The organism is Agrobacterium sp. El2ro-1b (assembly GCF_048298475.1).
GTDB lineage: Bacteria > Pseudomonadota > Alphaproteobacteria > Rhizobiales > Rhizobiaceae > Agrobacterium > Agrobacterium fabrum.
The window spans coordinates 1230114-1247770 of record NZ_CP103458.1 but is presented as its reverse complement, the minus strand read 5'-3'; the positions used below and the strand labels follow the sequence as shown (position 1 = coordinate 1247770).

At 59.8% G+C, this 17657-nt stretch carries 16 protein-coding genes; 8 read left to right on the top strand and 8 right to left on the bottom strand.

Going from position 1 to position 17657, the window contains the following annotated elements; all coding sequences use genetic code 11:
* Positions 1–172: 172 nt before the first annotated feature.
* The 3 genes from tpiA to NYR50_RS06175 all read left to right on the top strand — a co-directional run bounded on the left by tpiA (position 173) and on the right by NYR50_RS06175 (position 3299).
* Positions 173–943, top strand: a complete 771-nt coding sequence (gene tpiA / locus NYR50_RS06185) for a triose-phosphate isomerase (protein ID WP_137084310.1) — start codon at positions 173–175, stop codon at positions 941–943.
* A gap of 115 nt (positions 944–1058) precedes the next feature.
* Positions 1059–1511, top strand: a complete 453-nt coding sequence (gene secG / locus NYR50_RS06180; protein ID WP_418137103.1) for a preprotein translocase subunit SecG — start codon at positions 1059–1061, stop codon at positions 1509–1511.
* Between the two features lie 159 nt (positions 1512–1670).
* Positions 1671–3299, top strand: a complete 1629-nt coding sequence (locus tag NYR50_RS06175) for a CTP synthase (RefSeq protein ID WP_174008529.1) — start codon at positions 1671–1673, stop codon at positions 3297–3299.
* A 259-nt stretch (positions 3300–3558) separates the two neighbouring features.
* On the opposite strand, the gene fumC is transcribed toward NYR50_RS06175, so the two are convergent.
* Positions 3559–4950: a class II fumarate hydratase gene (gene fumC, locus NYR50_RS06170; RefSeq protein WP_418137102.1), complete on the bottom strand. Its 1392-nt coding sequence runs from the start codon at positions 4948–4950 to the stop codon at positions 3559–3561.
* On the bottom strand, positions 4950–5240 hold the full coding sequence (locus NYR50_RS06165; RefSeq protein ID WP_143242099.1) for a hypothetical protein: 291 nt from the start codon (positions 5238–5240) through the stop codon (positions 4950–4952). The genes fumC and NYR50_RS06165 overlap by 1 nt, the downstream gene beginning before the upstream one ends.
* Positions 5241–5448: 208 nt before the next feature.
* On the opposite strand from NYR50_RS06165, the gene NYR50_RS06160 reads away from it, so the two are divergent.
* Positions 5449–7317 carry a L,D-transpeptidase family protein gene (locus NYR50_RS06160; RefSeq protein ID WP_418137259.1) on the top strand — a complete coding sequence of 623 codons (1869 nt, stop codon included), beginning with the start codon at positions 5449–5451 and terminating at the stop codon, positions 7315–7317.
* A gap of 200 nt (positions 7318–7517) precedes the next feature.
* Here NYR50_RS06160 and NYR50_RS06155 read toward each other — a convergent pair whose 3' ends face one another.
* Positions 7518–8219: an HAD family hydrolase gene (locus tag NYR50_RS06155; protein WP_418137101.1), complete on the bottom strand. Its 702-nt coding sequence runs from the start codon at positions 8217–8219 to the stop codon at positions 7518–7520.
* 190 nt (positions 8220–8409) lie between these two features.
* Between NYR50_RS06155 and rpiA the strand changes: the two genes are divergently transcribed.
* From rpiA to NYR50_RS06135, 4 genes are all read left to right on the top strand, one after another.
* Positions 8410–9105, top strand: a complete 696-nt coding sequence (rpiA, locus tag NYR50_RS06150) for a ribose-5-phosphate isomerase RpiA (RefSeq protein ID WP_418137100.1) — start codon at positions 8410–8412, stop codon at positions 9103–9105.
* 16 nt (positions 9106–9121) lie between these two features.
* Positions 9122–9688 (top strand): DUF2059 domain-containing protein, encoded by a 567-nt coding sequence (locus NYR50_RS06145; RefSeq protein ID WP_174008525.1) that lies wholly within the window; start codon positions 9122–9124, stop codon positions 9686–9688.
* Positions 9689–9831: 143 nt separating this feature from the next.
* Positions 9832–11220, top strand: coding sequence for a glutathione-disulfide reductase (gene gor / locus NYR50_RS06140; protein WP_418137099.1), 1389 nt, complete (start codon positions 9832–9834; stop codon positions 11218–11220).
* Positions 11221–11471: 251 nt separating this feature from the next.
* Entirely contained in the window at positions 11472–12848 is a 1377-nt protein-coding gene (locus tag NYR50_RS06135; protein WP_174008523.1) for a class II 3-deoxy-7-phosphoheptulonate synthase, read from the top strand.
* 65 nt (positions 12849–12913) lie between these two features.
* Here NYR50_RS06135 and NYR50_RS06130 read toward each other — a convergent pair whose 3' ends face one another.
* The 5 genes from NYR50_RS06130 to sfsA all read right to left on the bottom strand — a co-directional run bounded on the left by NYR50_RS06130 (position 12914) and on the right by sfsA (position 17655).
* Entirely contained in the window at positions 12914–14653 is a 1740-nt protein-coding gene (locus NYR50_RS06130; RefSeq protein WP_418137098.1) for a TadG family pilus assembly protein, read from the bottom strand.
* A 1-nt stretch (position 14654) separates the two neighbouring features.
* Positions 14655–15077 (bottom strand): TadE/TadG family type IV pilus assembly protein, encoded by a 423-nt coding sequence (locus NYR50_RS06125; RefSeq protein WP_418137097.1) that lies wholly within the window; start codon positions 15075–15077, stop codon positions 14655–14657.
* Between the two features lie 137 nt (positions 15078–15214).
* Positions 15215–16057: a RadC family protein gene (radC, locus tag NYR50_RS06120; protein ID WP_418137096.1), complete on the bottom strand. Its 843-nt coding sequence runs from the start codon at positions 16055–16057 to the stop codon at positions 15215–15217.
* A gap of 13 nt (positions 16058–16070) precedes the next feature.
* Positions 16071–16904 carry a type I methionyl aminopeptidase gene (gene map / locus NYR50_RS06115; RefSeq protein ID WP_169539112.1) on the bottom strand — a complete coding sequence of 278 codons (834 nt, stop codon included), beginning with the start codon at positions 16902–16904 and terminating at the stop codon, positions 16071–16073.
* Positions 16905–16935: 31 nt separating this feature from the next.
* Positions 16936–17655: a DNA/RNA nuclease SfsA gene (gene sfsA, locus NYR50_RS06110; RefSeq protein WP_418137095.1), complete on the bottom strand. Its 720-nt coding sequence runs from the start codon at positions 17653–17655 to the stop codon at positions 16936–16938.
* Between the last annotated feature and the right edge of the window lie 2 nt (positions 17656–17657).

The window sequence follows — 17657 nt, the reverse complement described above, 5'->3', positions numbered from 1 at the left end:
CGACGTTTTGAACCTTTGGCCCGCTTTTTTGTACCATTTGTTGCCGGGGCCGTTTAAAGGAATATCCTGGGATTTCCGGCAGTGTTTCTGTCGCGATTATGGGCCGTGAGACGGCCGAGGGAAGGGGTGCTGCCAAAGGCTGCAGCCTCGAGACAAAGGGAATGGGATACGCATGACGCCGAATGTTCGACCGCTTGTTGCCGGAAACTGGAAGATGAACGGCACCCGTGCCTCGCTCGATCAGATCAAGGCCATGGCAGAGGGCGTCAAGGGCGCGCTGTCGGAGAAGGTGGATGCGTTGATCTGCCCACCCTCGACGCTGCTTTATGTGGCGACGGCGCTGTGCGATGACAGCCCGCTGCTGATCGGCGCACAGGATTGCCATCAGAACGCGTCTGGCGCGCATACCGGCGATATTTCTGCCGAGATGATCGCCGATTGCTTCGGCACCCATGTCATCGTCGGCCATTCCGAGCGCCGCACCGACCATGCCGAGACCGATCATCTGGTGCGCGCCAAGGCCGTTGCGGCCCATCAGGCCGATCTTATCGCCATCGTTTGCATTGGCGAGACGGCTGATGAGCGCAAGGCGGGCCAGACGCTCGATATCCTCAAGCGCCAGCTGGCCGGTTCCCTGCCGGACGAGGCGACCGCTGAAAACACCGTCATTGCCTATGAGCCTGTCTGGGCGATCGGCACCGGTCTTACCCCGACCACGCAGGATGTGCGCGAGGCGCATGCCTTCATGCGCGACGAACTCGTCAAGCGCTTCGGTGACGCCGGCAAGACCATGCGCATTCTCTATGGTGGCTCTGTAAAGCCTGCCAATGCGCTGGAACTGATGGGCGTCGAGAATGTCGATGGCGCGCTGATCGGCGGCGCCAGCTTGAAAGCCTCGGACTTCCTTTCCATCTATGCGGCATATGAGCAACTGACGGCCTGAGACCAGCTTTCCTGTCACAGGGGTTGGAAAGGGGCTTGGAATAAACCTTCGCCTCATGTAAAGAGCCGCGAAACCTTCTTTGTAGTGCTCCGCGCGGGGCATGGAATGGATTGTCATGCAGACCGTTTTGATTGTTATACACCTCATGATCGTGCTGGCGCTTGTCGGCGTGGTCCTGATCCAGCGTTCCGAAGGCGGCGGCCTCGGTATCGGCGGCGGTTCGGGCTTCATGTCCGCGCGCGGAACGGCCAATGCGTTGACCCGCACCACGGGTATCCTCGCCGCGCTGTTCTTTCTGACGTCGCTCGGCCTTGGTCTTATGACCCGTTACGAATCGCGTCCAACCGATATTCTGAACCGTATTCCGGCCACGCAAGGCCAGGGCAACGGCATTCTCGACACGCTTGGCCCGGCCACGACGCCCGCAACGCCGGCTCCGGCTGGAAATGGCGTTCCGACCAATAGTGGCGCAGCAGCGCCCGCCCAGACGGCTCCTGCCGCTTCCGGCGCGGCCGCCCCGGCACCGGCGCAGCCCGCCGATCCGAACGCAGTTCCGACCGGTCAATAAGCCCGGTTCTGATTTAACGCTCCGGCAGGCCAAAAGCCTGCCGGTTTTCTTTTGTTCGCATTCCGCCGCGTCCCATCGTAAATTCGTCAACAGCGAATTTTCGAAAGCATGAAATTTGGGCTGGCGGAATCAGAGGTAAAAAGGTAACCGGTGAATCCCATGGCGCGATATGTATTCATCACAGGCGGCGTGGTCTCCTCTCTAGGTAAGGGCATCGCCGCAGCAGCACTCGGAGCTTTGTTGCAATCCCGTGGTTATCGGGTGCGGCTTCGTAAACTCGACCCCTATCTGAACGTCGATCCCGGCACCATGAGCCCGACACAGCACGGCGAAGTGTTCGTGACGGATGACGGTGCCGAGACGGACCTCGACCTTGGCCACTATGAACGCTTTACCGGGCGTTCGGCCACCAAGACCGACAACATCACCACCGGTCGCATCTACAAGAACATCATCGACAAGGAACGCCGCGGCGACTATCTCGGCGCGACCGTTCAGGTCATTCCGCACGTCACCAACGAGATCAAGGATTTCGTGACCGAAGGCAATGACGATTACGACTTCGTCATCTGCGAAATCGGCGGCACGGTGGGTGACATCGAGGCGATGCCGTTCATGGAGGCGATCCGCCAGCTCGGCAACGACCTGCCGCGCGGCACCGCAATTTATGTTCACCTGACGCTGATGCCTTACATTCCGGCGGCCGGCGAATTGAAGACAAAGCCGACCCAGCATTCCGTGAAGGAACTGCAGGCGCTTGGCATCCATCCCGACATCCTGCTGGTGCGCGCCGACCGGGAAATCCCGGAAGCGGAACGCCGCAAGCTTTCGCTGTTCTGCAACGTGCGTCCTTCCGCCGTCATTCAGGCGCTGGATGTTGCCAACATCTACGACGTTCCGATCGCCTACCACAATGAAGGTCTCGATTCGGAAGTGCTGGCCGCCTTCGGCATCGAACCGGCACCGAAGCCGCGCCTGGAACAGTGGGAAGAGGTCTGCAACCGCATCCGCACGCCGGAAGGCGAGGTAACGATTGCGATCGTCGGCAAATATACCGGCCTCAAGGACGCCTACAAGTCGCTGATCGAGGCGCTGCATCACGGTGGCTTCGCCAACCGCGTTAAGGTCAAGCTGGAGTGGATCGAGTCGGAAGTCTTCGAAAAGGAAGATCCGACGCCCTATCTCGAAAAGGTCAACGGCATTCTGGTGCCCGGCGGTTTCGGTGAGCGCGGTTCCGAAGGCAAGATCATGGCGGCGCAGTTCGCGCGTGAGCGCAACGTGCCCTATTTCGGTATCTGCTTCGGCATGCAGATGGCGGTCGTGGAAGCGGCCCGTCATCTCGCCGGTATCGAAAATGCCTCTTCGACCGAATTCGGTCCGACATCCGAGCCTGTTGTTGGCCTGATGACCGAATGGGTGAAGGGCAACGAGCTGGAGAAGCGTTCGTCGAAGGGCGATCTCGGCGGCACGATGCGTCTCGGCGCCTACAAGGCGGCGCTGAAGAAAGACACCAAGATCGCCGAAATCTATGGCACCACTGACATTTCCGAGCGCCACCGTCACCGTTACGAGGTGAATGTGGACTACAAGGACCGGCTGGAAAATTGCGGCCTCGTCTTTTCGGGCATGTCTCCGGATGGTGTCCTGCCGGAAACGGTGGAATATCCTGACCATCCGTGGTTCATCGGCGTTCAGTATCATCCGGAACTCAAGAGCCGCCCGCTTGACCCACATCCGCTTTTCGCCAGCTTCGTCGAAGCGGCGGTGGAGCAGAGCCGGCTGGTTTGACGGTTTGAATGATGCAAGGAGGGTCGCTTTTGCGGCCCTTTTTTATTGATGCGCTCTCCGTCGTCATGCTCGGGCCTGTCCCGAGGATCTGCTACGCTGCGATTGGCGATATGTAGGCAGATCCTCGGTACAAGACCGAGGATGACGCCGCGTTTGAGGAGAGGTCTGTCGCCTACCCGATAACGTCTGCGGCCATATATGTTTAAACAAAAAAACGGGCCCGAAGGCCCGTTTTCCATTTCCTCAAAATCGAAACCGATCACTTCGGGCCGATCATGTTTTCCGGGCGCACAAACTGGTCGAATTCCTCGTTGGTGAGGTATCCGCCGCCGACGGTTTCTTCGCGCAGCGTCGTGCCGTTCTTGTGGGCGGTCTTGGCGATCTTGGCGCAGATGTCGTAGCCAAGCTTGCCGTTAAGCGCCGTTACCAGCATCAGCGAGTTTTCGACGCCCTTCCTGATATTGTCTTCGCGGGCCTCGATGCCGACGACGCAATTGTCGGTGAAGGAGACGGCGGCATCGCCCAGAAGCTGGACCGACTGCAGGAAGTTGTAGGCCATCATCGGATTATAGACGTTGAGTTCGAAGTGGCCCTGCGAGCCTGCGAAGGAAAGCGCTGCATTGTTACCGAAGATGTGGGCGCAGACCTGCGTCAGTGCTTCCGACTGGGTCGGGTTAACCTTGCCCGGCATGATTGACGAGCCGGGTTCGTTTTCCGGCAGCGACAATTCGCCGAGACCGGCGCGCGGGCCGGAGCCGAGGAAGCGGATGTCGTTGGCGATCTTGAAGAGTGCCGCAGCCGCCGCATTGATCGCGCCATGGGAGAAGACCATGGAATCATGCGAGGCAAGCGCTTCGAACTTGTTCGGCGCGGTAACGAAAGAAAGGCCGGTAATCTTGGAGATTTCCTCGGCGACCTTTTCGGCGAATCCTACCGGCGCGTTGAGGCCCGTGCCAACCGCCGTACCGCCCTGGGCGAGCTTCGCCAACGCGGGCAGGGTGAGTTCGATATTGGCGATTGCCGAGGCGACCTGAGCGGCGTAACCGGAGAATTCCTGGCCGAGCGTCAGCGGGGTCGCGTCCTGCGTGTGGGTACGGCCGATCTTGATGATCTTTTCGAACTGCTTGACCTTGGCTTCCAGCGCCGTGTGCAGGTGCTTGAGGGCAGGCAACAGGTGGTGAACGATCTCTTCCACGCAGGCGATGTGCATCGCCGTCGGGTAGGTGTCGTTCGAGGACTGGCTCATATTGACGTGGTCATTCGGGTGAACAGGCTTCTTGGTGCCCATTTCGCCGCCGAGCATTTCGATCGCGCGGTTGGAAATCACCTCGTTGGCATTCATGTTGGACTGGGTGCCGGAGCCGGTCTGCCAGACGACGAGCGGGAAATGCTCGGTCAGCTTGCCGTCGATGACTTCCTGCGCGGCGGCGATGATGGCATCTCCCACCTTGGGGTCGAGGCCTGCAAGCGCCATGTTGGCGCGGGCAGCGGCCTGCTTGACGATGCCGAGGGCACGAACGACAGAGGCGGGCTGCTTTTCCCAGCCGATCTTGAAGTTGCCGAGCGAGCGCTGCGCCTGCGCGCCCCAGTAGCGATCGGCCTGAACTTCAATAGGGCCAAATGTATCGGTTTCTGTCCGTGTGGCTGTCATCAATCTTGCCTTTTTACTCGTTTTCCTCCGCCAAAACGGCACTTCGCCCGCCTTGCGCGGCCGATATATAGAATCATCGCGCCGGCAATGAAAGCGCTGCAATGCGGCAGAGGCAGATATTTCCCACGACCTTGAGCGATTTCGACCTCGTCAGGGTGATGGCGTGAAAAACGGCGTGGCGTGTCATTTTTACTACGGCTTGAAATGCCTTGAAGACCGGGCTTTCCGTGATGCGAAAAGGCAGTGGCGGGCCACGGCAAAGTGAATGAAATAAATGGAAATTTAACCATTCTCGCCAATTCTGGAAATTACGTTTTTATGGCTTTGGCTGTATCATGAGGTTCATTTCGGCACGGTTGTGGGCTTTAGGCGTTTTCTTTTCAACGGGCCGTCTATCGGCTAGACAGGCATGAAACTGATGCCCGCCGTTTTCGGGCGGTGCTGGGTGCTACGAGGATCAAATTGCAAGTCACATCTGGAAAATCATCGGCAGCACTGGTGCTGGCTCTCGGTCTTTCCGTTTCCACCGCTCTTCCCGGCAGCGCCGGCGCGGTGACGCTGATGGACCTCCTGCGCGGCGGCCCGGGCAAGATCGCGCGTGATCGCGGTGAACTGCCGCCGGCCGGCATCGTTACCTCGCCATCCGGCTCCGGATCAAGCGCCGGACAAAGTGCGGATGCCTCCGATCCCGAGCCTCTGCCGCGCGTTTCCGGCCCGCGTTATTACGATTACAAGGCGGATGCGGCTCGTGTGGTAAACACGGCGAATTTCGGCGAAGGCCTTGCCAACCTGAAGTTCAGCGCCACGCCTGAGATCGGCAAGGCACTGGAGGCCTATTACGGCGCGGGCGGCAAGACGCTGTGGGTTTCCGGCGGTGAACTGACCGAGCGCGCCAACGCCGTCCTCGCTTTCTTCGAGACGGTTGGCGAGAGCGGCCTCGATCCGGCCGATTACAGCATTTCCGCACCGGCAAGGGATGTGACCGCCAGCATCAGCAACAATGCTGCCGGCACGACTGCGACCGGCACGCCGGTCGAAACGGCCTCCGTATCGACCTCGGATTCTTATCAGCGGGCCCAGATGCAGTTCGAACTGGCGCTGTCGGCCAAGGTTCTGGCCTATGTGCAGGATACGACGCGTGGCCGCGTCGATCCGAACCGGTTGTCGGGCTACCATGATTTCAAGCGCAAGACCGTCAACCTTGCGCCGGTGCTGAAGCTTGCGGGCCTGAGCCCTGATGTCGCCGCCTATCTGCGCAGCCGTGAACCATCGAGCGCCGAATACCTGGCGTTGAAAGCGGAACTTGCCCGCCTGCGCGGCGAGGGCGATGCGGCTCACACCGTTCGCGTTCCCGCCGATCTGGTGCTGAAGCCCGGCAATAGCAGCGCCGATATGGCCAGTGTCGTCAAGGCGATCGAGCATCGCGCATCGCCGGCCTTCAAGGCCGAACATGCGGCGATCATTTCCGGCTATCAGCAGACGCCGGATTATACGCCTGATCTCGTTGATCTGGTGAAGGCGTTCCAGAGCGAAAACGGCCTGAAGCCGGATGGCGTCATCGGCCGTGCGACCGTGCGCGCCATGGTCGGCGAAAGCAACGATGCCAAGATTGCCAAGGTGCAGGTGGCCATGGAGCAGATCCGCTGGCTGCCGGCCGATCTCGGCCAGCGTTACGTCTTCATCAACCAGCCCGCATTCATGGCCTATTACCACAATGACGGCGTGGAGCAGTTCGGCATGAAGGTGGTGGTCGGTTCCAAGGCGAACCAGACCTATTTCTTCCAGGACGAAATCCAGACCGTCGAGTTCAATCCCTATTGGGGCGTGCCGCAGTCGATCATCGTCAACGAGATGCTGCCGAAGCTGCGCCGCGACCCGTCCTATCTCGACCGGTTGGGTTACGAAGTGCAGGTGGGCGGCCGTGCGGTCTCCTCCAGCAGCGTCAATTGGTACGGCTCCACCAACGCCGTTTCCGTGCGCCAGCCGCCTAGCAGCGACAATGCGCTGGGCGACCTGAAAATCCTGTTCCCGAACGCGCATGCGATCTACATGCACGATACGCCGGCCAAGAGCTTCTTCAACCGTGACATGCGGGCACTGAGCCACGGCTGTATCCGTCTGGTCGATCCACGCCGCATGGCTGCTGCCGTTCTTGGCTCCAGCATCGACAAGGTCAATGAGCAGATTACAGCGGGTAAGAACCGCGCGGTGCAGGTGCCGGTGAAGATACCGGTCTATGTGGCCTATTTCACCGCCTGGCCGGACAAGGACGGCAAGGTGCAGTTCTTCGACGATGTCTATGACCGCGACAGCTATGTGCAGAAGGCATTCGCCGTGACGACGAAGGCGCGGGCCGCGTCGATCTGATAGAGTACAATCGAGAGAAAAAGCGCCGGAAACGGCGCTGAATTCCCTCTTCCGTCATGCTCGGGCTTGTCCTGAGCATCTGCAACGTCTCAATTCTATTGGATGTGATTAGATCCTCGGCGCAAGGCCGAGGATGACGTCGAGCGTGAGGAGGTGTCATCCTCATTCGCCCCATTTCTGTTTTTATGTCGTACAGCCTCTCAGGCCGCCGCAGCACCCTTGGAAACCAGCTTCTCAAAGAGCGCTGGCGTCAGAGCGGCGAAATCGTCGAGTACGACGTCCGGCTTGAGTTCCACCATCGGCACATCCGTATAACCGAACGTCACGCCGATAGACGGCACGGCGGCGTTCTTTGCCGCGAGAATATCGTTGATGCTGTCGCCGACCATGATCGAGCGCTGCAAGTCGCCGCCGGCCTTTTCGATGGTGCCGAGAATATGGCGCGCATCCGGCTTGCGGAAGGCGAAGGTGTCGCCGCAGGTAATCGCCGCGAAATAAGGTGTCAGGCCGAGTTTTTCGAGCAGCGGCACAGCGAGGATTTCTGTCTTGTTGGTGCAGACGGCAAGCGTGATGCCGGCTTGCGAGAGCGCGTCCAGCGTTTCGACGATGCCGGGATAGGGGCGGCTTTCGCCGGGCATTTCTGCGCGGTAATGGGTGATGAAGCGCTCATAGAGGGGATCGATATCGGCCTCCGGCAATTCCGTTTCGCGCAATGCGAAGGCACGCTTGATCATCACCCGGGCGCCCTGGCCGACCAGATGCGTCAGATCGTCATAGGTGACGGGGGCAAGCCCGGCTGCGGCGATGGTGTGGTTGAGGCTGGAGACGAGATCGGCGGCGGTATCAACGAGCGTGCCGTCAAGATCGAAAATTGCGAGCGGGGAGAGCGGGCGGGATGTCACGGAAACGGGCCTCTTGCAGAATGCGGGTGCTGAACGATCAGTGCTTTGATTGACGCCAAGCCTAGGCAAACGGGTCTGTCTTTGCAACCGCGCCACAACGTTCTGTTCGTTGGCTTGAAAAAGGCTTTCGTTTGGCTTTCGACCCGTGTAAACAGCACGGCGACGACAAAGCTACCGGAGTTTCAGGCACATGGATGCCCGCCAGATGAAGATCAAGGCCGCCGAGGCCGCATTGTCCCATGTGCAGGACGGCATGCGGCTTGGTATCGGCACCGGTTCGACGGCCGAAGAATTCGTCCGTCTTCTGGCCGAGAAGGTCGCGGCCGGCTTGAAGGTCGAGGGCGTTCCGACATCCGAGCGTACCGCGCGTCTGTGCGTGGAGCTTGGCGTGCCGCTAAAATCCCTCGATGAATTGCCGGAACTGGATCTGACCATCGACGGCGCCGACGAAGTCGATCATGCGCTACGCCTCGTCAAGGGCGGCGGCGGTGCGCTGTTGCGGGAGAAGATCGTGGCGGCAGCATCGGGCCGCATGATCGTCATCGCCGACCAGAGCAAGGTCGTGGAGACGCTGGGCGCGTTTCCGCTTCCCATCGAGATCAATCCCTTCGGTCAGGTGGCGACACGCATCGCCATCGAAAAATTGGCGGCTCGGTCGGGTCTTTCGGGCGAACTGACGATGCGTTCTTCCGGTGACGGCACCTTCATGACGGATGGCGGGCACCTGATCCTCGACGCATCTTTTGGCCGTATTCCTGATGCAGAAGCACTGGCACGCGAGCTGAACACTATCCCCGGTGTTGTCGAGCACGGACTTTTCATAAATTTGGCATCGCTTGCCATCATCGCCGGCCCTGAAGGTGCCCGCGTGATGCAGGCAGTATAACAGGAGCGAGATTTTCATGATCAAACTAGCGGGACTGGGCAAAGCTGCCGCTGCTTCGATCCTCATTTCCGGCATCGTGTTCGGTACTGCCGCACGCGCGCAGGAGATTTCCGAAGCGCACATCGCTGCCGCACGCAAGGCAATCACCTCTCTTGGCGTTACTGACCGTTTTGACGACATTCTGCCGGGTCTGGCCGAGCGCCTGAAGGGCGAACTCATTCAGGCCTCACCGAACGTGCAGGACGCCATCACCACGACGGTTGATGCCAAGGCGCTTGAGCTTGCGCCGCGCCGCGCCGATCTGGAACGCGAAGCGGCACTCACCTATGCGCGCGCCTTCACCGTTGACGAGCTGAATGCCATTTCCGCCTTCTACAGCAGCGAAGCCGGCAAGAAGCTCCTTAAGGATGGCCCGATCGCGACGCGCGAACTGATGAAGGCTGCCGACATCTGGGCCGCCGGCATTAACCGCGATCTCAACGCCGCCAGCATGACGGAACTGCAGAAGGTTGCCGGCGCCGATCTGAAGCCGCTTCCGGCTGATCATAACGCTACCGGCGGCGCGCCCGCAGCCAAGCCGTAAGGCGACCTTCAAAGGTTCAGAAATTTTCAAAGCCCGGCCGCAAGACCGGGCTTTTCATTTGTGCGTCGCAGCACCTATATGTGGCGTGAACAGACCGCTGGCCCATATCGCGGTCATGGCGGTTTTGAGCAGGGGTTTTGACTATGACAGCTTATGACTACGATCTCTTCGTTATCGGTGGCGGTTCCGGCGGTGTGCGCAGCGGCCGTGTGGCGGCCTCGCTCGGCAAGCGCGTGGGAATTGCTGAAGAATACCGTTATGGCGGCACCTGCGTCATTCGCGGCTGCGTGCCGAAGAAGCTGTTCGTTTATGCCTCGCAATTCCCTGAATATTTCGAGGATGCCGAAGGATTTGGCTGGACCGTCGGCGACCGTAGCTTCGACTGGAAAAAGCTGATCGCGGCGAAGGACAAGGAAATCACCCGGCTCGAAGGCCTCTATCGCAAGGGGCTGAAGAACGCCAAGGCCGATATTTTCGACAGCCGCGCGGAAGTGGTCGATGCCCATACCGTGAAGCTTACGAAAACCGGTGAGACCTACACGGCCGAGCGTATCGTGATTGCCGTTGGCGGCACGCCGAACGAGCACAAGGCGCTGCCCGGCCATGAGCTGACGATCTCCTCCAACGAGGCCTTCAATCTGGAAGAACTGCCGAAATCGATCCTGATTGCCGGCGGCGGTTATATCGCTGTCGAATTCGCCAATATCTTCCATGGGCTCGGCGTGGAAACGACGCTGATCTATCGCGGCAAGGAAATCCTGTCGCGTTTCGATCACGACATGCGCAAGGGCCTGCATGAGGCGATGGAGGCCAAGGGCATCCGCATCATTCTGGAAGATATCATCGAGGAAGTCAGCAAGGATGGCGCCGGTGGATTCGTGGCGCGCACCAAGCAGGGCAGCTCGCTGCATGTCGGCCTGGTGATGCTGGCGCTCGGTCGTGATCCGAACACTAAGGGCCTCGGTCTTGAAAATGCCGGTGTGAAGGTGGATGCGCGGGGCGCGATCATCGTCGACGACTATTCGCGCACGAACGTGCCCAGCATCTTCGCGCTGGGCGACGTCACCGACCGGGTACAGCTGACGCCGGTAGCGATCCACGAGGCTATGTGCTTCATCGAGACCGAATACAAGAACAACCCGACCAAGCCGGATCACGAGCTGATTGCGACGGCGGTGTTCTCGCAGCCGGAAATCGGCACGGTCGGTCTTTCGGAAGAGGAAGCGGGCAAGAAACATCCGGAACTGGAAGTCTATCGCGCCCAGTTCCGGCCGATGAAGGCGACGCTTTCCGGCCGTCAGGAAAAGACGATCATGAAGCTGATCGTCAATGCTAGCGACCGCAGGGTTGTCGGCGTGCATATTCTTGGCCACGAGGCGGGCGAGATGGCGCAGCTTCTCGGCATCACGCTGAAGGCCGGCTGCACCAAGGATGATTTCGACCGCACCATGGCGGTTCACCCGACGGCTGCCGAAGAACTGGTGACGATGTATTCGCCGAGCTACCGCGTGGTGAACGGCGAGCGCGTGTAACGCCGATACAGGCGTGATCGGATTGCTGTCCAAATTCGCCCGCCGCCCTTCGAAAACGGGTGTTTTTTGGAGGGCGGCGGGTTCGTTAAATCGTTTGAATTGACTTTTGTACGTCTGGAGCGCCCAAAACGGGCAGAATGAGCCTGTTAGCCCTGACATCGGCTATGCAAAGTCGATGCTTGGAGCTATAAGCCGCTCAAATTTTGGAGGCGGCCGCGTCGCTATTGCGCGGGCGAAAAAAGGGTAAGAACATGGCACAGAATTGGACCCCCGGCAGCTGGCGTCAAAAACCGATCCAGCAGGTTCCCGAATATCCGGATGCGGCGGCGCTTGCGGCCACGGAAGCCACGCTTGCGACCTATCCGCCACTGGTTTTTGCCGGTGAGGCCCGCCGCCTCAAAAAACAGCTTGCCAATGTGGCTGAAGGCAACGCCTTCCTGCTGCAGGGTGGCGACTGCGCCGAAAGCTTCCTCGAGCATGGCGCCGACAATATCCGCGACTTCTTCCGCGCCTTCCTGCAGATGGCCGTGGTGCTGACCTATGGCGCGCAGCTGCCAGTGGTTAAGGTGGGACGCATTGCCGGCCAGTTCGCCAAGCCGCGCTCTTCCAACGTGGAAGTTCTCGATGGTGTGACGCTGCCGTCCTACCGCGGTGACATCATCAACGGCATCGACTTCAACGAGGCCTCGCGCATTCCGAGCCCGGAGCGCCAGCTCGACGCCTATCGCCAGTCGGCGGCGACGCTGAACCTGCTGCGCGCTTTTGCGATGGGTGGTTACGCCAATCTCGAAAACGTCCACCAGTGGATGCTTGGTTTCATCAAGGACAGCCCGCAGGCGGACCGCTACCGCAAGCTGGCCGACCGCATTTCCGAAACCATGAACTTCATGCAGGCGATCGGCATCAGCGCGGAGAACAATCCGAGCCTGCGCGAGACCGATTTCTTCACCAGCCACGAGGCTCTGCTGCTCGGTTACGAAGAGGCGCTGACCCGCGTCGATTCCACGTCGGGCGACTGGTACGCGACATCGGGCCATATGATCTGGATCGGTGACCGCACGCGTCAGCTCGACCATGCGCATGTGGAATATTTCCGTGGCATCAAGAACCCGATTGGCCTGAAGTGCGGTCCGTCGCTGACGCCCGACAATCTGATCGAGCTGATTGATGCACTGAACCCGGCAAACGAAGCCGGCCGCCTGACGCTGATTTGCCGCTTCGGTCACGACAAGGTAGCCGACAGCCTGCCGAAGCTTATTCGTGCCGTCGAGAAGGAAGGCCGCAAGGTTGTCTGGTCCTGCGATCCGATGCATGGCAACACCATCACGCTCAACCACTACAAGACGCGTCCGTTCGAGCGCATCCTGTCGGAAGTCGAAAGCTTCTTCCAGATCCACCGTGCCGAAGGCACGCATCCGGGCGGCATCCATATCGAGATGACCGGCAAGGACGTGACGGAATGCACGGGTGGCGCCCGCGCCGTGACAGCGGATTCGCTGTCCGACCGTTACCACACCCATTGCGATCCGCGCCTCAACGCCGATCAGGCACTGGAACTGGCGTTTCTGTTGTCCGAGCGCATGAAGAGTGGCCGCGACGAGAAGCGTCTGGCAATCGCCAACGCCTGATCTGGCGCAATAACAAAAAAGCCGCCGGGAGACCTTCCGGCGGCTTTTTCATGCGTAGTGCTAAATTACTGCACCAGCGCCGGCTGCTGGCAGCGAACATCCGTCACTCGCACATCGGCTTCGCCGATTTTGACGCCGAGAACCAGAAGCACGTTGTAGAGCAGCTGATCGACCGGAGCGGTGACCACCGCAAGCGTGTTGGCAAGCGCTGCCTGGATGCCCGCCAGACCTCCCAGATCGAGGTTGAGGAAGAGAAGCCGGATATCCAGATTGAGGTTCTTCAGCAGCGAGCTGACAAGGGTGGTGACCGTGTCCTTGGTCGAGACGCTCTTGATCTTGGCTTGCGTGATATCCGATTGCGTGAAGGTCAGTTTGGTCTTCGTCATGTTGGTGGCATTGATCATGGCGCTGCCATTGATGGCAAGCAGCGCCGAATCCACGATGGCCGCCTTGGTGACACGCGGGTCCTTGCCGAAATTGGCAAAAGCCGTGGTGTCGACGTTGCCGAGCGCGATTTCCGCAACGCCGGGAACGACTTCCACATCCACCGTTCCCTGTCCGCCACCCGTGCAGCGAATATCGGCAAGCCGCGCTTCGGCATGGGCGACTTCCACATAAAGTGGAAGATTAACCTTGAGGCCGGCAATGGCCTGCAGCCCGTCGACCACGACATTGACCGCCAGCCGGGTCTGCGCGGTGCGCACGATGGTGCCCTGGCCGCCAACGGCGAGCGACGGTGTTTCGACGGGCGGCTCACCGATGGCAAGCGTTGCCTTGACCGAGGCGAGGCCGAGAAGATTGGCGTTGAGATTAAGCGCCAGCTGGTTGCCGCCATTGCCCGCCACGGCAGCGGCATTGATGAGATCGAAGACGCCGGCTGTCACCTTGAGGTTTTCACCCGTGCCGATCAGCTTGTCGGAGAAGGGACCGAGATTGAGGATTTCCTCGAGCTTGATCTTGACGTTGCTTTTGTTGGCCGTTTTTTGCAGTGTATTCAAAATGTTGACAACGGCCGGCTGCAAGCCGGTGGTTTTGGTCAGCACGTCGAGGAATTTGCCGTAGCTGATTTCCGTCTGCAACACATCCTTGTAGGTGCCGGCGGTGAGGTTGAGATCGATGGCCAGCGCCTCGACGATCTTCAGCGCATTGACGTCGGCGGCGAGAAGCGCCTGATAATCCATGAGTTTCAACGACACAGTGGTGCCGAGCAGGCCGCCGAGCAGGCTGTTGAGAATTCCCTCATCGAGGCTCGCCAGCCGCGATCCAACCGAAAATGCGGCGATCTTCTGGGACGAGGCCGTTCCGACTGCCGAGACCTTGGGCGGCTTGGTGAAGGCGGAGGCAAAGAATATCTGCCCCTGTTCGACGATGTTCACCTTGATCGCATTGGTGGGCAGCGCATTGTCGATGAAACGCTGGCCGACGGGCACGGTCGCATCCGGCTCGTAGTGGCCCTTGATGACTTCGGCATAACCCTTGCTGCTCGCAAATTCATTCAAGGGGTCGAAGGGTTGCAGCCCATTGGCGGTCAAGAGACCCTTGTCGGTCTTGACGCCGAGATCCATGCCGTTGAGGGCGAAATATTGCTGGACCGCCTTTTCGGCGTCCGTGGCATTGGCTGCCGCCGAGATGGCCGCGAGATCTGCGGTCTGCTGCAATTGCCGTTTCTGCAATGTCAGGTAACCGTAGTCGACGCCCAGCGCCAATATGCCGATGAAGAGCGGCGCGGTGAGCCCGGCCGAAATGGCGATGTTGCCCGTTTTATCCTTGAGGAAGCGGGGAAGCAGGGAAGGAATGGTCCGCATGTCATGCTCCTCCGATCCGAATGGTGGAAAAACGCCGGATGACTGGCTCAGGCAGGGTGTAGCTGTAGAGGCTCCAGATCGGCAGGTTGCGGGCGTCGTATTCGACCTTCACCGTAAACTGGTTGGCATTGGCGGGATCGGTGGCGACATTGACGGTGAAGCGCGTCTTGTCCATGAAAGCGTAGCTGAGATCGCTTTTGGTGACGAAATCCCGGGCAAGCTGCTGACGTTCGCTCGTGTTCAGCCCGGCAACGGCCGTTCGCGCCGCATCGGCGGCGATCTGCTGTACCGAATAGGCCGCCATCAGATAGATGCCGTATGCGATCATGGTAAGCAGGACGAGAAAGAAGATCGGAGCAACAATGGCGAACTCGACGGCAGATGAGCCGGCCCTGTCGCGAAGGAAACGCACTGCATTACGCATAAAGCACCCCCGTTCCTAAAGGCACCAAGGTTCGATGCCTTGTTTTATTATTTTCGGAAATGCTAATTTATAGGTGTTAATTTTTTGTTGATGCCGCTCTTATGGGTTGCAGCTGTTCTTAATCATTCGCGTCTGCTTCAGATCAGCCGAAGGCCCTTGAAGCTGGCGTGGCCGTCCTTGCCGATGATGATATGATCGTGGACGGTGATGCCGAGCGGCTTTGCCGTATCGATGATGGTTTTGGTCATCTCAATATCTGCACGCGAAGGGGTCGGATCCCCACTTGGGTGATTATGTATTAAAATCAAGGCTGTAGAAGATAATTCAAGTGCCCGTCGCACGATTTCGCGCGGATAGACCGGTGTGTGATCCACGGTTCCCTGACCCTGCACCTCGTCGGCGATGAGGACATTACGCTTGTCGAGGAAGAGGATGCGAAACTGCTCGCGCGTCTCGTGGGCCATGGCGGCATGGCAATAGTCAATGACCGACGACCAGGAACTCAAGACCTGCTTGTTGCGTATTTCGCTTTTCAGCATGCGCTGAGACACGGAGGCAACGAGCTTCAGATCAAGCGCCACGGCCTCGCCGACGCCCTTCACCTCCTGCAATAGCGGCAATGGGGCGCCGAGCACGCTGCCGAGCGTTCCGAAACGGGCGATGAGCGCCTTGGCAATTGGCTTGGTGTCGCGTCTCGGGATCAGCCGGAACAGCAGGAGTTCCAGCAATTCATAATCGGCAAGCGCTGCATCGCCGCCATCGCGATAACGTGCCCGCAGCCGGTCGCGGTGGCCGTGATAGTGAGCGGCATCCGGTCCCTGTTCCGTAGCGGCTGCGGCCCGCGCGGCCTTCTTCGGCGCGCTTCGCGGTTCAGCGAAAAAGCCGCGCTCATCCGCACCGTCGAACAGATCGCCTTCGCCCGCCTCAAAGCCTGACGTCGGGGAAAGATCGGCGGAAGGCGGGGCAGGGCGTTTTGCCATAGGCGGTCTGGCCTTATGCGAGCGGCGGCAGGCCCGGGCGATCGAAGCCGCCCGGCGACAACGTGAAGATTTCACAGCCGGTGGCCGTGACGCCGACGGCATGTTCATATTGCGCGGAGAGGGAGCGGTCGCGGGTCACCGCCGTCCAGCCGTCGGAGAGCACCTTCACATGCGGCTTGCCGAGGTTGATCATCGGCTCGATGGTGAAGATCATTCCCTCACGGATTTCCGGGCCTTCATTCGGCTGGCCGTAATGCAGGATATTGGGCGTGTCGTGGAACAGACGCCCGACGCCGTGGCCGCAGAAATCACGCACCACGGAGCAGCGTTCCGCTTCCGCATAGGCCTGGATCGCCGCGCCGATCGCGCCGGTGCGTGTACCGGGCTTCACCGCCGCGATACCGCGCATCAGGCATTCATAGGTCACTTCCATCAGCCGCTCGGCGGCGCGCTTGATCTGGCCGACAGGATACATGCGGCTCGAATCGCCATGCCAACCATCAAGCACATAGGTGACGTCGATATTGACAATATCACCGTCACGCAGCGGCTTTTCATCCGGAATGCCGTGGCAGACGACGTGGTTGATCGAGGTGCAGACGGATTTCGTGTAACCGCGATAATTCAGCGTTGCCGGCAGCGCGCCATGGTCGGCGCCGAATTCGAAGACGAAACGGTCGATGGCGTCGGTCGTCACGCCGGGCTTGACGATCGCCGCCAGCTCATCGAGGCAACGCGCCGTCAGCTGGCACGCCTTGCGCATGCCATCGAAATCCTCAGGGGTATAGAGGCGGATGACGCCCGTGTTCTTGAGGGGGGCGGAGGCTGCGTCTATATAGGTGACCATCATAGTGCTTTCTGTGTCTTTACGTCCCTGTTCATAAAACAGCCGGACGCCATTCGTCCATCTTAACCGTTCCGCTGACCGAAATTTGTGTCGGCGAGACCGTGCATTTCACCGCATAGGCCTCCACACCGCGTGCCATCGCCCGCTGAAACGCCAGTGCATAGATGGGGTCGAGATCGGCGCAGATGCGCATCCGCTCGCAATCGTCGCGCTGGATGAGATAGAGCATCACTGTGCGGTAACCAGCTTCCGCTGCGTCACCCAGTTCTTCCAGATGTTTGGCTCCGCGTTTGGTGGCGGTATCGGGGAATTCGGCAAGACCCTTCTCGCGCATGAAATGCACGTTCTTCACTTCCACATAGGCATCCGGCCGGCCGGGTTCCGACAGCAGGAAATCGATGCGGGAATTGCGGCCGTATTTCTGTTCGCGGCGGATTGTCGAATAGCCGGCCAGTTCCGGGATGCGGCCATTCAGGATCGCCTCTTCCGCCAGCCGGTTCGGCATGCCGGTATTGATGCCGACCACGGTGCCATCGGCCTCGACCATTTCAAACATGTGCCGGTACTTGCGGGTCGGGCTGTCATGTTCGGAGAGCCAGATACGGGAGCCAGGTGTCGTCAGCCCACGCATGGAGCCGGTATTGGGGCAGGAGCCGGTAATCGCCGTGCCGTCCTCCAGAACGGCATCGAACAGGAAACGCTTGTAGCGGGAAATCAGTGTGGCGGGAACAAGCGGGGGCGTGAAGAGCATGG

What these genes read in the sequence shown, in the direction of transcription:
- NYR50_RS06165 (WP_143242099.1), bottom strand. Translation starts at nt 5,240, where the DNA reads ATGGTTAAATTTCCATTTATTTCATTCACTTTGCCGTGGCCCGCCACT.
- NYR50_RS06135 (WP_174008523.1), top strand. Translation starts at nt 11,472, where the DNA reads ATGGCACAGAATTGGACCCCCGGCAGCTGGCGTCAAAAACCGATCCAG.
- NYR50_RS06125 (WP_418137097.1), bottom strand. Translation starts at nt 15,077, where the DNA reads ATGCGTAATGCAGTGCGTTTCCTTCGCGACAGGGCCGGCTCATCTGCC.
- rpiA (WP_418137100.1), top strand. Translation starts at nt 8,410, where the DNA reads ATGGATGCCCGCCAGATGAAGATCAAGGCCGCCGAGGCCGCATTGTCC.
- radC (WP_418137096.1), bottom strand. Translation starts at nt 16,057, where the DNA reads ATGGCAAAACGCCCTGCCCCGCCTTCCGCCGATCTTTCCCCGACGTCA.
- NYR50_RS06145 (WP_174008525.1), top strand. Translation starts at nt 9,122, where the DNA reads ATGATCAAACTAGCGGGACTGGGCAAAGCTGCCGCTGCTTCGATCCTC.
- NYR50_RS06130 (WP_418137098.1), bottom strand. Translation starts at nt 14,653, where the DNA reads ATGCGGACCATTCCTTCCCTGCTTCCCCGCTTCCTCAAGGATAAAACG.
- tpiA (WP_137084310.1), top strand. Translation starts at nt 173, where the DNA reads ATGACGCCGAATGTTCGACCGCTTGTTGCCGGAAACTGGAAGATGAAC.
- gor (WP_418137099.1), top strand. Translation starts at nt 9,832, where the DNA reads ATGACAGCTTATGACTACGATCTCTTCGTTATCGGTGGCGGTTCCGGC.
- map (WP_169539112.1), bottom strand. Translation starts at nt 16,904, where the DNA reads ATGGTCACCTATATAGACGCAGCCTCCGCCCCCCTCAAGAACACGGGC.
- NYR50_RS06175 (WP_174008529.1), top strand. Translation starts at nt 1,671, where the DNA reads ATGGCGCGATATGTATTCATCACAGGCGGCGTGGTCTCCTCTCTAGGT.
- secG (WP_418137103.1), top strand. Translation starts at nt 1,059, where the DNA reads ATGCAGACCGTTTTGATTGTTATACACCTCATGATCGTGCTGGCGCTT.
- fumC (WP_418137102.1), bottom strand. Translation starts at nt 4,950, where the DNA reads ATGACAGCCACACGGACAGAAACCGATACATTTGGCCCTATTGAAGTT.
- sfsA (WP_418137095.1), bottom strand. Translation starts at nt 17,655, where the DNA reads ATGCTCTTCACGCCCCCGCTTGTTCCCGCCACACTGATTTCCCGCTAC.